This is a genomic window from Prochlorococcus marinus XMU1402 (assembly GCF_017696205.1).
GTDB classification, from domain to species: domain Bacteria; phylum Cyanobacteriota; class Cyanobacteriia; order PCC-6307; family Cyanobiaceae; genus Prochlorococcus_A; species Prochlorococcus_A marinus_AC.
The window spans coordinates 280,484-294,027 of the sequence record NZ_JAAORD010000002.1; the positions used below are offsets into that span (position 1 = coordinate 280,484).

The window sequence follows — 13,544 nt, forward strand, 5'->3', positions numbered from 1 at the left end:
ATCTTTTACTTTAACTTAATCTATAGTGTATGTATCTTATTTTATTAATTTGAATAACACACAAACATTTGAGGATTGAAATTTGACTAAAAGTATTGTGATATTTGAAGACATTGATAAATGTATCCAGCTATTTGATGTTTTCAAAGAAAAATCAGTAATGCTCTCTGAAGCTATTTTGATCCCACCAATAAGTGAGAAAATATCATCAGACGAAACAAAATTGCTAAATTCGAAAGCAAATATCTTATTCAAATCTCAAAATTTTGAAGATATAAGAATTCTAAATCCTAAACTTGATAGAAAGATTAGACAAAAAGAAATGAGTAGATGGCTAATGCCATTTGGTTTTATAGCTGGAATAGCTTTTTCTAATATGACAAATTTATCTACTTTCAGTTTTCTTGGTTTGAATAACATTGGTGAATCCTTAATTGGAGGTCTTTTAGGAATGGTTTCAGGATATTTAGGTAGTGTCGTTTCTTCTGCAAGTATCAATATTAATAGGAATAAAGAGTTGAGATCAATTATAAATTTAAATAAAGAGGGTAAATGGCTTGTTCTGCTTGAAAATCAAATTGGAACTGAATTACCTTGGGCATTTATAAAACAATCAGAAGCAAAAGATATAATTTTTTTAGAAGGCTAAATGATTAACTTAAAAGAAATCTTAATAAATTCAAACTACAAAAAAGAAGCTGAAGAATTAATAAATATTTCTAACTTAGCTTACAAACACTGGGAAACTTATTGGACTGGGTTTAATTCAACTTATGTTTGCGAAGAGATTTTAAAAGATTTTGAAAATTTAAATGATTTTAAATTTTTTATTTATGGAGGATTCTCCTCTTCTCAAAGATCTAGGATAGCTTGCTTTAGAGGAGATAATATTCCTGCAGAGGATGCGCTAAAAAGTAATTTTCCAGCTCAAGGAATAAAAATTAGTGGAAATTTTTTATTTGATAATGCTACACAAGACGACTTTAGATCCCTCTTAATTGAAAATGGGGTTAATCAAATAAAAGTTGGAGATATATGGACTATTGGCGATAGGGGGGCACAAGGGATAATTGATAATTCAGATATTAAACATCTAGATGAAAAGATTTTTTATTTAAGAGACGTAAAAGTAAAAGTTAATTTAGTAGATATAGATGAATTACAAATACCCTCTGGAAGATCAAAAAAACTTGTCAATACAGTAGAAGCTTCAACAAGATTAGATGCTATAGCCTCAGCTGGCTTTAGGGTATCACGAACCAAAATCATTGAAAGGATAGAAAATGGAATGCTCAGATTAAATGGAAGCAAAGTTAATAAGCCAACAATTAATCTAAAAATCGGCGATAAACTAGAACTTGAAAATAAAGGATTTATCGAAATTCTAAATTTAGAAATAACCAAAAGAGAACGCTGGAAAGTTAAATTACTTAGAAAATGAAACGCAACCTGCTATTTTCTTATAAGGGGTATTAAAAATTCCTCAATTTGGGCGATTAGCTCAGTGGTAGAGCACTACCTCGACACGGTAGTGGCCACTGGTTCGAATCCAGTATCGCCCATTAAAACTTTTGAAGACCTATGTTATATCCACAGAAAATAATTTCATTTTTTAGATTATTAAAAAAATGAAACTTAATCAAATAATTAATCTACATAAGGGGCTCACTGCATTTGTAGTGGTAGGTCTTATGATTTTTTTTGATAATTTTACTATCGCTCCCTACGTTTATTTAGCTCTGCATGGTACTTATGGATTACTTTGGCTTCTAAAAGAAAAGATATTTCCAGATCCTTATTTTAAAGAAAAAATAAATTTTTTAACTTCAGTTACTGGTTTTATTTTCCTTGGAAGTTACTGGGTAGCTCCCTACATTCTTATCTCATCTCAGAAATCTGTTCCAAATATCGTAATAGCTGCCTCTGTATCTATAAATATAATTGGTGTGTTTCTACACTTTGCTAGTGATGCCCAAAAATATTTTTCTCTTAAATTAAAAAAAGATCTAATTAAAGAAGGATTTTTCAAAAATATAAGGAATACAAATTATCTAGGAGAAATACTAATTTATCTATCATTTGCCATACTTTCAATGAGTTTCATACCATTAGTAATTCTTGCAATATTTTTCTCTATAGTTTTTCTACCAAGAATGATAAAAAAAGATAAATCGCTCTCAAAATATGATTCATTCGAAGAATACAAAAAGAAAAGTGGTCTTATATTACCTAAATTAAATGCCTGATAACAACTTACCCAGTTGGAGGCAAGATTTAAAATCTTCTAGAAAAAAAGAGGGCAAATCACCCTCTAATAGATGGATACAGCTTGCAACAGTCAGCAAAGAAAATGAGCCAAGATTAAGAACAGTTGTTTTCAGAGGATGGCATAAAGATAGTTCAATGATTATTTTTACAGATAGAAGAAGTGAAAAAATTGGGCATTTAAAATCTAACCCTAATGCAGAAATCTTATGGTTCTTTTTGAAAACGAAATCGCAATATAGATTCAAAGGAAAAATACATGAATTAAGTGATAACAAAAATTATTGGGATTTATTATCAGAAAAATCAAAATCTTCTTGGTTTTGGGGATCTCCTGGAGAGAAAATAAACCCAAAAGTCCAATCTACTTATGAAATATTATCCAATCTACCCAAGACAAAAAATTTTGTAGTTCTAAATTTTGAGATTGATTCAGTAGATCTTCTTAAATTAGAACAACCTGTTCATAAACGATATCTTTGGGAAAAGATTAATAAATGGGAAAAAGTTGAAATTAATCCTTAAATATTTCTAAATTGTATATTTAGGTTGAAAAACATACAGTGATCAGTCAGTTTTAAAAAAGAAGTATTATTCATATGAATTTCTCAGAAATTCCAGAAAACCCTTTTATTTTTTTATCTTGGGTAACAGCGATAGGGCTATTTATAAGTCTTTCTGAAGCAACAATTAAGATAAGACTTGAGAAGAGAAATAGTTATCGAAAAAGGTTAGAGCTAATCAATAATCTTTATCCTAAGAAGTTAGCTTGAAGTATCTGAGAGTATGTTCGCTTGCAAAAATTGGAATAAACCACCTTTACTTGTTTCTTCTTTAACTTCATCTTGCTTGGAAGCTTTTGCTCTTGTTGAAGGTATAATTTCCTCTTCTTCTTCTGATTTCAAAATTCTGATAATGACTTCATCTAAGGAGAAATTACCGGGGCCTGTTAATGCAATTGAAGTTGCTGAAGCGAAATACAAAAGTAAAAGCTCTAGTAAGAAAATATTAAAACCTGAAGTAACAAGTGCATGATATATAGCGACAGAAATTGTTCCAACAATTGCCAAAGCTCCGAATCTTGTGGCTAAGCCGATAATTAGTAACCAACTACCACCTATTTCTGAGAATGCTGCTATGTATGATAAAAATATTGGGAATGGGAGATGTAATGGTCTTACAAAAGCATCAGCGAAATTTTCTATATTTGCTAATTTCTCATAACCGTGATGAATAAGAACAGTTCCAGTTATAACTCTAAGAATTAATAAAGCAGTATCTTTGCTAAACGACTTGGTAAGAATTTTTGAAAGCACTATAAAAAAATTGTCCTTAAGTAAAAATAACTAGTCACAGTATCCATCGTGGATTAAAGAGCAAAAGTCGCGTCTAAATAAGTATTTATACCTACTTACCAAAGGGGTTATTTTCTGATTAGGAATTCAACTAAGTTAAAAATTATTTTTTTGAAAAATTTTCTAATATTCTCTGATTTATTTTTGGAATATTTTCTTTAAATTTAAAAAACCCTCTTTTAGCAAATTTCCAAGCAAATAAATCTTCATCCCTCACAAGATTAAAAATTTTTTTATGGTATAGATTTTTAAACTCAGTTATGAAATCATAATTTTCTCCCACTCCAGGATAAATAATGTCTATTTCGTTAGTATTTTTAAAAGTATTTTCCAATGAATAAGGATCAATCTGTTCAACATTATCAAATTGCTCTAAAAATTCAGAGACCAAATCTTGTTTAAATTTCAATACAGATTCAGACAATTTAATTTGTCTTTGTTCATTTTTTAAAAGAATAATAAATACTTTTTTATAGCTTGGAAGTAAATTTTTAAGGGTTGCAAGGTGCAGATCATTTTCAAACATAATCAGATTATCTGATTTAGGATCCATATCATTTTTATAAATCTCATCTTCAAATGGAATTTGATGAGATTCTTCAAGATAAATTTGTTGATTACTTATTTTTTCTACATTAAATCTATTATTTGAAAACTTTCTGAGGTTTGATGATGCAAAAAGATATTGTTTTCCCTTAGTTTGCAATCCTCCGACCCATCTCCAGCTAAGGAGATTAGATGAAGCATCTCCATCAAAAAGATATTTAAAGAAAAACTTTGCTCCCAATTGCCATGGAAGGCCTAAATTAAATATCCAAGTACTCGCAAACCACATTCTTGTATGGTTATGCAAATAGTTGTACTGCTTTAATTCATTTACCCAAGAATTAAAAAAATCTAATTCTGTATTGCCATTAATTGCACTTTCATATAACTCATAATCAAAATCGAGATTGTTTTCTAAAATAAAATTTCTCCAAACTTTAGGTCTATTTTCCATCCACCCTTTCCAGTAAACTCTCCAAAATATTTCTTCAACAAATTTAGTTGAATTTTTGATTTTGTACTTACTTTTAATATCATGGATCAGATCATATTCCGATAATATTCTATGAGTAATGAAAGGCGATAATTTTGAAACTGAACTTTCGTTATTTGGCCCAAAATCAAAATTTCTTAATTTTGCATAATCATTGATTTTATATTTCGCAAAATTTTCCCAGGTATTTTGAGCTTTTAATAAAAATGACATTTTCTCATAACTTTAAAAAATTTTTTTTTGTTTTGATAGAAATTTCAAAAATTTGTCTTTAAATTAGTCCTTAAAATTTTCTATTGCACTTTAAGTAAATATGTTTGATTGAAGTATTTAATTTAAACGTCTTATAAGTACATTTTATACTCTTAAATCGCTCTCTGAATAGGAGGATATTTAGTGGTCAATTACTTTTTAGATCTAATTTTAATTTTCAAATCTTTATTTAAATGATTTTTTCTAAAAGATTTTTAAATACTTATCAAAATTATTATGAATAATTTATTAGTGAGAGATGTTAAGTATCTTGATGAACAATACAGAATAGGTGAAGGCATAATTTCGGATGATGCATTTAAGCAACTCGAAAAGCTCTTTATTCCTGTTGATCGAGAGCCTGAATACTTTAATCAAAAAAATAATAAACTTTTGCCAAAATTAGCCAAAGAAAACTTTAAAGAATTTTTGGAAAGTTTATTAACAAAAACAAGATTAAGCATTCAACCAAAAATTGATGGCTGTGCTATTGCAATTAGATATCTAGATGGCAATTTTAATAAAGCTATTACAAAAAAAGGATTTGATGTCTCAAGCAAAATTAAACAAATTAAAAACGTCCCCGATTGTATTCCTATCAAACGAGATTTTCAAATTAGAGGTGAACTATACGCTACAAACCAAGTTGCCGGCATTTCCCAAAGAATTACAAGAAAATACCTCAATGATAAGAACGGGATTGGAGAAAGTCTCCGCTTTTGCTGTTTCCAAATACTTAATGGAAGACTTAATCAATACGAAACCCTTAACTATCTTAAAAAATGTGGCTTCAGCACCCCTGACAGTTACTTCACAAATCATACAAGCGAAATCCAAATATATAAAAAAAATTGGTTAGAGAAAAAAATATTTGCGAAATATCCAACTAATGGGATAGTTGTAAAAATAAATAGTAGGAAATTACAGTTACTTAGAGAGAAAAGTTTATCTGAAAAAAACGAATGGCAATATGCAATTGAAAAATAATATTAAATAGTACCTTCAATAAGAGCTCACGATACTGACTTCCAGTATTTACAGTAGAAAAGTAATTAAATTTTGGTTAAATTCCAAAGCAATTTGCAGGATTACTAAATGACTGCCACTATTTCAAGACCTAAAATCTCTAAATGGGAAACATCTAATATTCCAAACCTTACAGGCAAAACAGCGCTAATTACTGGTGCGAATAGTGGTCTTGGATACTACACTGCAAAGGCCTTAGCAGAAAAAAATGCTCATGTTGTTATAGCTTGTAGATCACTTGAAAAAGCTAATCAAACTATCAAAAAACTTAAAGTCCTTAATCTTGAAGGATTATTTACACCTATAGAATTAGATTTGTCAGATTTAAACAATATTGTTGAAGTTCAGTCCAAAATTTTTGATAATTTTGAAAATTTGGATTTATTAATCAATAATGCAGGCATTATGCATCCGCCTAAAACTCTTAGTGCCCAAGGATATGAAATACAATTTGCAGTTAATCATCTAGCTCATATGCTTTTGACTCTAAAGCTACTTCCAATTATTGAAAAAAAAGAAGAATCTAGAATAGTGACGGTGACTTCCGGAGCACAATTTTTTGGCAAAGTTGGTTGGAAAAATCTGAAAGCCGAGAACTATTACAACAAATGGGAATCTTACTCCAATAGCAAATTGGCAAATGTAATGTTTGCTTTGGAACTAAATGAGAACTTAAAGCACAAAAATATACTTTCTTTAGCTGCTCACCCAGGAATTGCAAAAACAAATCTCTTTACTGCTCAAAAACCTAACCCTGGTCCATTAGAAACATTCTCATTGGAATTATTTAGTCCTATTTTTCAAACTGCTGAGATGGGTGCTTTACCTCAACTTTTTGCAGCTACTTCACCAGATGCAAGAGGCGGTGATCATTATGGTCCTAGATTTAATTTCAGAGGTCATCCAAAACTATCCCCTACTTCTCCTTTCGCCATGAATAAAAAAGAAAGAAAAAATTTATGGGAAAAAAGCCTCGAAATACTTAATAACTTCTTATAAGTTTTTCATTTTTACTAACTTTAGAAAATACTTCAAGATATGTAATTCACTCTCTGAAAGTTTCATAAATTCTGTTAAGGCATCATAATTTTTTTCATCAATTTTTTTTGACAATTGAATAAAACTATCATGGTTTTCATTAACAAAGCGTTCAGCAATCTGAGACGGAGTTAAACCCTTTTCAATTAATTCACCTGGAGCATTTTTCTCCCACTTTTCATAAAACCAAGAGAACCAATATTTTGCAGTATTATCTTCCATTAATTAACTTTTATTGGGCGAATACTATAAATACTGAAGAAAAATCTCATGATTGAATTACCCTTTAAACACAATTAATATAAATGCAATTATAAATTTAATGATAGATAATCTTTCAAGTAAAAGAAATATTAATCTTGTAATTGGATTAGGTAAATCTGGATTTTGGGCTGCCAAGTATTTGAGAAGCATCAATAAGAGAGTAATTGTTTGGGAAAGTAAAGATGGGATAGAATTCTTAGAAAGAAAAACAGCATTAGAAGAGCTTAATATCATAGTTTCTCTAAATAAAGAATTTGTATTTGAAGAAATTCAACCTTTTTTGAAAGAGATCGAATCTGTTGTTGTAAGTCCATCAATACCTTATGACCATATAACTATTATTGAATTAAAAAAAAAGGGAATTAAAGTAATTGGAGAAATTAATGTTGCATGGGAAATTTTAAAAGACACAAATTGGATAGGTATTACTGGCACTAATGGCAAGACTACTGTTACTCATCTACTAAGCCATATACTCTGTGATACTGGATTATATGCTCCTTTTGCTGGAAATATTGGTACACCTTTATGTAAGTATGCTCACTCCAAAAAACATGAAAAAATTGATTGGGTTGTAGCTGAATTAAGCAGTTATCAAATAGAAATATCTCCAGAAGTAAAACCTAATATTGGAATATGGACAACCTTCACAGAAGATCATCTTGAAAGACATAAAACACTTGAAAACTATTTCAACATAAAAAAAAGCTTGTTAGAAAAATCAGATTTTAGAATTTATAATTATGACGATAAAAACCTAAGAAATCACTACAGTTCGCTATCAAGAGGGGTTTGGATAACAACTAGTTTCGATAAATCAAATTTTATTCATTGCGATTATTGGATAGATGAACAAGCGTACATTGTTGAGAGAGGGAAGAAATTATTCAAACTTGAACATTTTTCTTTAAAAGGAATGCATAATCTTCAAAATCTTTTATTGGTAATTGCAGCAGCGAGAAAAGTTGGATTATCTGGCAAGAAGATTAAAGATTCTTTATCTAATTACAAACAATTACCCCATAGGATGGAAACAATTTATAAAAATAATAATCTTGAAATCATTAATGATAGTAAAGCTACGAATTTTGACTCATCTATTGCAGGAATAAGTTCAATTAAAGGCCAAATAATAATCATTGCTGGCGGTAGATTAAAAGGTAATGAATATGGTGAGTGGATAAAAGTTTTAAAGAAAAAAGTTAAATATGTTTTCCTTTTTGGAGAAAGCTCAAAAGTCCTAAAAATGGCGCTTATTAATGAAGGATTTAAAAAAAATATTTTTGAATTTTCAGAACTAAAAGAGCTTTTAAATTTTGTTTTTCATTATTTACAAAATAATAGGGTCGGAACATTATTATTCTCACCTGCATGCTCTAGTTTTGATCAATTTAAAAATTATGAAGAGCGTGGAGATTATTTCAAGAAACTAATAAGTGAAAAATTAAAGGTTAATAAATCCATTTTTTGTTCAAGTAACATTACGTAATTTTCAGGTCGGTCATCACAACCGTTTACCCTCTAGCAAATATTCACTTAATTAGTTAGATTTTGACTATAAATTAACTACTAGCAATGAGTGAATCTAACAATTTACCTCAAGCAATAAGTCATAAAAAATTAAGTTACTTGATGCTTAAGGCACAAAAGGATTCTCATTTTTCTGATGAATTAGCCGAAATAGAAAGCCCTGAAAAAAGAGAATTTGAAGAGTTAATCAACAATTGGGAGGCTTCAACTAAGAAGGTAGTTAATGAGTTATCAAAAAGAAAAGAGAATTTACTAAAAGATAAATCACCAAATTCTTTAATTGCACTTGGTGCTATGGAAGTTCACCTTAATATGGCTTTGCAAGCCTTAAATGCATTTAATAAAGGAGTTGATGGGTAAAATAACAGATAAATTATAAGGAAGGCATCGAAAATAAGAGAAAATCTAAGTTTTTTTCAGTATCTATAGAAACATCATCATAATAATTTACTTCAAAACCCAAGCCATCTCCAGATCCGAGAAATATATTTGAATTAGAGTATTTACTTTTTAATAAAAGATTACCTTCTATTATTTGTATCCAATTATATTTATCGATTTTTAATGGCAATTTTTTTTCTTTAATTGGCTTATACTTACAACGCCATAAAGAGATACTTTGATTTAGAAAAAGCTTATTATTTTTACCGTCTTTGTAATTAAAAATAAGATTATCCCACAACTTTTCATTTAATGAAATTTGATCATATCGAGGTTTGATATTTTCTTTTTGAGGGTATATCCAAATTTGGAACAACCTACAGTTCTCATTTTCTTCATTCTTCTCGCTATGGGAGATTCCAGTACCTGCAGACATAACTTGTACTTCATCTTTGTGAATTTTTCCAAGATTGTTTAAAGAGTCTCTATGAGTTATTGCTCCTTTTGTTACAACAGTAATAATTTCCATATTTGCATGAGAATGTGTATTAAATCCTGCATTAGGAGAAATAATATCTTCGTTTATAACTCTAATTTTCCCAAAATTATCCCATTTTGGATCTCTATGCTCTGCGAAAGAAAATGAATGCATTGAATGCAGCCAATCTCTTCTTGATAAAAATCTATCATCGGATTTTCTTATTTTAATAATATTAAAAACCATGAAAATTAAATAGAATAAAAAAATTCTAAATAATTAGAAAAATATTTGTAAAATTTTTTTGATAAATTATTCCTAAAAAAAGCAACTATAAAATTAAAAATTTATTTTACTTTGAGCCTTATTAGCCTTTATCAATATTTTTTGTGCTTCATCTCTTGTAAGGCATTTTTCTGCTTTTACATTTAAGTTTTTAAGTTTTTGCAGTTGCTTTGTGTTACTCATAATTTAACCCGTCCTTAAAGATATCTTAACATAATTTTTAATTAATTACCTCTTAAACCTTTGCATCAAATAGTTTTTACAGCTTTGAGAATAGAATGATCAGAACAGTATAGAGGATGTATTGGATTATCTTTGATTGTTTTCTTAATTAAAAGCGGTCCAAGAGGGTTATCAAAATTATTTTTTCTGATTGAGTTATATTGCATTATTTTTTTTAATATTCTTTTATTTCTATTTAGAAATTTCCCTTTGTTACCCCAACCTAACCATAAATCACAATTTTTATTTTCAGACCAGTGTTTTAAGTTTTTAAAAATATGATTATTGTTTAAATACCCAACTGGGTTTTTGTGATTAAAGAGTCTTGCTGGATTACTTGAAATAAGAGCAAATAAATTGATTAATTTTACTTTGCCATAATTATTATTTTTCGAGATTTTAATTATCTTTTTTGTTGTATTATCCAAGAAAACTGCATCTGATAATGAAGGATTTAGACCAATAAAAATAATCTCTTTTTTAGATTTAGAAATCTTATAACTTAAACTCCACCTATATAGTTTATTTGCAGTTATCAAACAATTTCTTTCTAAAAATAAATTTTTCAACCTAAACCTACACCTCTAGCCATAAGAGTTGCGAACAAAGGTATTGTTGCAAAGCCAACTAATTCGGTGGTAATGATTAGTCTAAACCTCTTCACTAGGTTTTCTGAAATTTCAGGTAGTTTATTCTTACTTAGTGGAATTGCCCAGAGAATATATGTTGTCGTTGGGTATAAAGAAAGTAAGCCAACCAAAATGTAGAGCGAAACCTTTATCCAAAACACAGGATTACCCGTATAGAAATCACCTCCTTGACCAAAATACTTAACACGCAAAATCCCAGTAACTAATATTGCAACTCCTGCCAAACCATAAACCACATCTGCAATTATCATTGAGATCGTCTCATTTCTATTAAGACCTACTTTTAGGGTCAATCTTTCAAACAAAAGAGAACCGAAACACAAAATAATTCCTAAATAATGAACATATGCTACTAATGCACTTTTAGCAATTTCACCTGTTAATAAAGTTCCTAATAACATGTTCGAGTCAAAATTTATACAATCCTAACCACCAAATGAAGAATTTGTTTAGAAATAAATTAATAACTTAAAAGCAAGTTATTAAATCTAAGACTCTAAAAACCTTTTTTGACCATCTTCAAAAAAATCCTTTTTATTCCACACTTCGATTACATCTGGGAAATGTTTTTCCATACAATTATCACAAACCCCATGACTGAATCTAATATCACTAATTTTCGAAAGATATTTTTCTAAATGCATCCAATCGCCCTCCTTATTTTTCACTTCTCTGCAATATGAACAGACAGATAAAATACCTTCCTGTTTATGCAAATTAGATAAAGCATCTAGCAAGTTCAATGACTTTTTTCTAAGCTCTAAAAATGAAACTATTTGCTTGGATAATAATTCCATAATATTAAATTGTTGTGTAGTTAGATTTCCTGGCTTTCTGTCTATTACACAAAGAGTTCCAAGTTTATTACCATCTCTATTTCTAAGGGGAAAACCTGCATAAAAACGAATCTTAGGGTCTCCGGTTACCAAAGGATTATTTATAAACCTTTCATCTTGGAAAGCATCATTAATAATTAATGGACTATTTTCTTTTATTGCATGGGTACAAAAAGACCAATCTCTTCTAGTTTCTGATATTTGAAGTCCTATTTTGGATTTAAACCATTGTTTATCTTTGTCTACCAATGTCATTAAAGAAATAGGCACATTACAGGTTGTAGCAGCAATTTTTGTAATATCGTCATAGCATGATTCTGGCTTGGTTCCCAAAATCCTATATTCTGCTAAAGCTTTTAATCTTCTTTCCTCTTCTTCTTTTTTTGATACAAGATTCTGCATTAATCTTCACCAATAATTAAAACTTTAAAATTAAAGTTTCTCCAAAAAACTTTTTCCGTCTAATACTTAATAAAAAAAAGATAAACTTATTGAATTGTTACTTACTGATTTATTACTTATTAATTTATTATTGATTGATTTAACTTTGAGACTGCCATCCCAGCGATCCATCCACTTGTCCAACAATGTTGAAAATTAAATCCACCAGTGATCCCATCAACATCCAAAACTTCTCCAGAAAAAAATAACCCTGGACAAATTAAGCTCTCCATACTTTTAAAATTAACCTCATTAATTTTTACGCCTCCGGAAGTAACAAATTCCTCTCCAAATGGACCTTTGCCCGAAATTATATATTTATCCCTCATTAGAATATTTATCATTTTCTCCCTTTCATCTGCCAGTAAATCAGCCCACTTTTTCTCTTTATCAATACCTATTTTCTTTAATAAAAAAATCCATAATCTTTTTGTTAATAGTGGAACAGGTCTACTATTAATAAGATTCACCTTGCCTTTATTTAATCTTAAATAATTAATTTTTTCTTTTAACTCCTTATAACTTAAAGAAGACCATTTAATGATTAAATTAAATTTATATTTTTGGCTATAAATTTCCCTTGCTGCAATTGATGAAAGTTTTAATACTGCTGGCCCACTAAACCCCCAATGCGTTATTAGTAAATCGCCTCTGTTTTGAAAATTCTTATTGTTTAAATTAATCTCTATATCTATGCCCCTTATCGATACCCCACTACATTCATCCAAATTTGGTTCTTTTGTGGAAAAAGTGAAAAGCGATGGTATGGGTTTAATAATGGTGTGTCCAAGATTTTGAGCTAATTTATATCCGCTTGGATTACCTCCAGTTGAAAGAATAATATTTTTTGCAGTTACCTTTGCTTTTTTAAGACTAAAAATATTGAATATATTATCTGGAGTTTTTGCAATTTCTTTTACAAAAAATTTTGTTAGTATCTCTACGTTTTTTGATAAAGCACTTTCTCTCAAACAATCAATAACATCTGAAGAAGAATTAGACACTGGGAATACTCTTAGATCTTCCTCAATTTTTAATTTTAAACCTTTTTTCTCAAACCAATCATATACATCTCCAGCAGCAAAACGATTAAATGATTCCAAGAGCTGAATTCCACCTCTGGGGTAATTCTCAATTAGTTCATTCGGTATCCATGTCGCATTAGTGACGTTACATCTTCCCCCTCCACTAATCCTTACTTTCTCCATAAGTTTTGAAGTTCCTTCAAGAATTATTATTCTTTTTACTCCATTTTCAGCAGCAGTTATTGCTGTCATAAAACCGGCTGCACCGCCTCCAACAACTGCTAAATCAAAAGGTTCCAAAAACTTATTATTTAATATGCTTCAATCTGATAATAGCAATTAGTTATAAAGAAAAATTAGTCCAAAAACCATAAAAAAATACATATAAAACTTTAAAACTACATAATAAATAGCTACGATTCGCTAATTTTTAAATTTCTAGAAAAATCAACACAGT

Annotated in this window: 18 protein-coding genes and 1 tRNA gene; 10 read left to right on the forward strand and 9 right to left on the reverse strand. The window is 29.2% G+C overall.

All coding sequences use genetic code 11. From position 1 onward, the window contains the following. The first annotated feature begins 82 nt into the window (after positions 1-82). From HA141_RS07680 to HA141_RS07705, 6 genes are all read left to right on the forward strand, one after another. Positions 83-649, forward strand: coding sequence for a hypothetical protein (locus HA141_RS07680; RefSeq protein WP_209118513.1), 567 nt, complete (start codon positions 83-85; stop codon positions 647-649). Then, positions 650-1,441: a photosystem II S4 domain protein gene (locus HA141_RS07685; RefSeq protein WP_209118515.1), complete on the forward strand. Its 792-nt coding sequence runs from the start codon at positions 650-652 to the stop codon at positions 1,439-1,441. It begins immediately after the preceding gene. A gap of 49 nt (positions 1,442-1,490) precedes the next feature. After that, positions 1,491-1,562, forward strand: a tRNA-Val gene (locus HA141_RS07690). Positions 1,563-1,628: 66 nt separating this feature from the next. Next, positions 1,629-2,246 carry a methyltransferase family protein gene (locus HA141_RS07695; RefSeq protein WP_209118517.1) on the forward strand — a complete coding sequence of 206 codons (618 nt, stop codon included), beginning with the start codon at positions 1,629-1,631 and terminating at the stop codon, positions 2,244-2,246. Beyond that, entirely contained in the window at positions 2,239-2,790 is a 552-nt protein-coding gene (locus tag HA141_RS07700) for a pyridoxamine 5'-phosphate oxidase family protein (protein WP_209118520.1), read from the forward strand. The genes HA141_RS07695 and HA141_RS07700 overlap by 8 nt, the downstream gene beginning before the upstream one ends. 74 nt (positions 2,791-2,864) lie before the next feature. Beyond that, positions 2,865-3,038 (forward strand): hypothetical protein, encoded by a 174-nt coding sequence (locus HA141_RS07705; protein ID WP_209118522.1) that lies wholly within the window; start codon positions 2,865-2,867, stop codon positions 3,036-3,038. On the opposite strand, the gene HA141_RS07710 is transcribed toward HA141_RS07705, so the two are convergent. Together HA141_RS07710 and HA141_RS07715 are read right to left on the reverse strand one after the other, a co-directional pair. Continuing rightward, positions 3,030-3,581: a DoxX family protein gene (locus HA141_RS07710; protein ID WP_209118524.1), complete on the reverse strand. Its 552-nt coding sequence runs from the start codon at positions 3,579-3,581 to the stop codon at positions 3,030-3,032. The genes HA141_RS07705 and HA141_RS07710 overlap by 9 nt on opposite strands. A 142-nt stretch (positions 3,582-3,723) precedes the next feature. After that, positions 3,724-4,872, reverse strand: a complete 1,149-nt coding sequence (locus tag HA141_RS07715) for an FAD-binding domain-containing protein (RefSeq protein WP_209118526.1) — start codon at positions 4,870-4,872, stop codon at positions 3,724-3,726. A 276-nt stretch (positions 4,873-5,148) separates the two neighbouring features. On the opposite strand from HA141_RS07715, the gene HA141_RS07720 reads away from it, so the two are divergent. After that, on the forward strand, positions 5,149-5,898 hold the full coding sequence (locus HA141_RS07720) for an NAD-dependent DNA ligase (RefSeq protein WP_209118528.1): 750 nt from the start codon (positions 5,149-5,151) through the stop codon (positions 5,896-5,898). 108 nt (positions 5,899-6,006) lie between these two features. Further along, positions 6,007-6,936 (forward strand): oxidoreductase, encoded by a 930-nt coding sequence (locus tag HA141_RS07725; RefSeq protein WP_209118530.1) that lies wholly within the window; start codon positions 6,007-6,009, stop codon positions 6,934-6,936. On the opposite strand, the gene HA141_RS07730 is transcribed toward HA141_RS07725, so the two are convergent. Further along, a complete protein-coding gene (locus HA141_RS07730) occupies positions 6,931-7,197 on the reverse strand; it encodes a hypothetical protein (RefSeq protein WP_025913802.1) in 267 nt (88 codons plus the stop codon). The genes HA141_RS07725 and HA141_RS07730 overlap by 6 nt on opposite strands. Before the next feature lie 100 nt (positions 7,198-7,297). Here HA141_RS07730 and murD point away from each other — a divergent pair, with 100 nt between their 5' ends. Both murD and HA141_RS07740 read left to right on the forward strand, forming a co-directional pair. Beyond that, complete coding sequence (gene murD / locus HA141_RS07735) at positions 7,298-8,728, forward strand: UDP-N-acetylmuramoyl-L-alanine--D-glutamate ligase (RefSeq protein WP_209118532.1); 1,431 nt, start codon at positions 7,298-7,300, stop codon at positions 8,726-8,728. Positions 8,729-8,814: 86 nt separating this feature from the next. Beyond that, complete coding sequence (locus HA141_RS07740; RefSeq protein WP_025923472.1) at positions 8,815-9,129, forward strand: hypothetical protein; 315 nt, start codon at positions 8,815-8,817, stop codon at positions 9,127-9,129. Between the two features lie 13 nt (positions 9,130-9,142). Here HA141_RS07740 and HA141_RS07745 read toward each other — a convergent pair whose 3' ends face one another. The 6 genes from HA141_RS07745 to HA141_RS07765 all read right to left on the reverse strand — a co-directional run bounded on the left by HA141_RS07745 (position 9,143) and on the right by HA141_RS07765 (position 13,387). Next, positions 9,143-9,874, reverse strand: a complete 732-nt coding sequence (locus tag HA141_RS07745) for a pirin family protein (RefSeq protein ID WP_209118534.1) — start codon at positions 9,872-9,874, stop codon at positions 9,143-9,145. 93 nt (positions 9,875-9,967) lie between these two features. Beyond that, entirely contained in the window at positions 9,968-10,096 is a 129-nt protein-coding gene (locus HA141_RS09730; protein ID WP_257472126.1) for a hypothetical protein, read from the reverse strand. Positions 10,097-10,161: 65 nt separating this feature from the next. After that, positions 10,162-10,704, reverse strand: a complete 543-nt coding sequence (locus HA141_RS07750; protein ID WP_209118536.1) for a DUF1643 domain-containing protein — start codon at positions 10,702-10,704, stop codon at positions 10,162-10,164. Continuing rightward, positions 10,701-11,186, reverse strand: coding sequence for a DUF2214 family protein (locus HA141_RS07755; RefSeq protein ID WP_011863482.1), 486 nt, complete (start codon positions 11,184-11,186; stop codon positions 10,701-10,703). The genes HA141_RS07750 and HA141_RS07755 overlap by 4 nt, the downstream gene beginning before the upstream one ends. Before the next feature lie 87 nt (positions 11,187-11,273). Next, positions 11,274-12,023 carry a GAF domain-containing protein gene (locus tag HA141_RS07760; protein ID WP_209118538.1) on the reverse strand — a complete coding sequence of 250 codons (750 nt, stop codon included), beginning with the start codon at positions 12,021-12,023 and terminating at the stop codon, positions 11,274-11,276. Positions 12,024-12,142: 119 nt separating this feature from the next. Then, positions 12,143-13,387: an NAD(P)/FAD-dependent oxidoreductase gene (locus HA141_RS07765; RefSeq protein ID WP_209118540.1), complete on the reverse strand. Its 1,245-nt coding sequence runs from the start codon at positions 13,385-13,387 to the stop codon at positions 12,143-12,145. Between the last annotated feature and the right edge of the window lie 157 nt (positions 13,388-13,544).